Annotated in this window: 1 protein-coding gene; it reads left to right on the top strand. The window is 62.9% G+C overall.

The window, feature by feature from the left end; translation table 11 throughout:
• Positions 1–1103, top strand: a 1103-nt coding sequence (locus ACYU7Q_RS21820; RefSeq protein WP_460611574.1) for a glycoside hydrolase family 2 protein, incomplete at both ends; no start/stop codon positions are given.

Below are 1103 nucleotides of genomic sequence, written 5' to 3'. Positions count from 1 at the left end.
TCGGCCAGCGGCAAGGGCGGCTACTACGACAACCAGAAGCCCAGCACCGCCCAGGAGCCCGAGCTGATTGAGTACGACTTCGACCACTCGGCCGCGCTGCAGGTGCCCGGCGACTGGAATTCGCAGGACCCCAAGCTGCTGTATTACGAAGGCACCCTCTGGCTGAAAAAGAGCTTTACGCTGACGCCCACGGCCGGCAAGCGCTACTTTCTCTACTTCGGGGCCATCAACTACGAGGCCCACATTTACCTCAACGGCCAGAAGCTCGGCATGCACCAGGGCGGCTTCACGCCCATTCAGTACGAGGTGACGGGCAAGCTGAACCCGGGCGGCGAGAACTTTGTGGTGGTCAAGGCCGACAACACCCGCCACCTCGAGGCCGTGCCCACCCTCAACACCGACTGGTGGAACTACGGCGGCATCACCCGCGACGTGTTCATTGCCGAAGCGCCCGAGACGTTCATCGTCGATTACCAGGTGCAGCTGGCCAAGGACAACAGGAGCCAGCTGGCCGGCTACGTGCAGCTCGACGGGGCCGGCAAAGCCGGCCAGTCGGTGACGCTCAACATCGCCGAAGCCAGCATTAAACAGACCCTGAAAACCGACGGCGACGGCCGCGCCACGTTTAGCATCCCGGCCAAAAAGCTGAAACTCTGGTCGCCCCAGAGCCCCAAACTTTACGCCGTGACGCTTACCAACGGCGGCGAAACGGTGCAGGACCGCATCGGCTTCCGCACCATCCAGACCCGCGGGCAGGACATCCTGCTCAACGGCAAGTCCACGTTTCTGCGCGGCATTTCCATTCACGACGAAAACCCGCTGATTCCCGGCCGGGCGCGGGGCGAGGGCGACCTGCGCATGCTGCTGAGCTGGGCCAAGGAGCTGGGCTGCAATTACGTGCGCCTGGCCCACTACCCCCACAACGAAACCATGCTCAAGCTGGCCGACGAGATGGGCCTGCTCGTCTGGGCCGAAGTGCCCGTGTACTGGACCATTGCCTGGCAAAACCAAGCCACCTACCAGAACGCCGAAACCCAACTCTCCGACCTGATTTCGATGGGGAAAAACCGCGCCAGCATCGTCGTCTGGTCCGTCGGCAACGA

The sequence above is a fragment of the Hymenobacter terrigena genome (genome assembly GCF_054776515.1).
The sequence above is the reverse complement of the archived record's forward strand: the minus strand, read 5'-3'. Positions and strand labels throughout refer to the sequence as shown.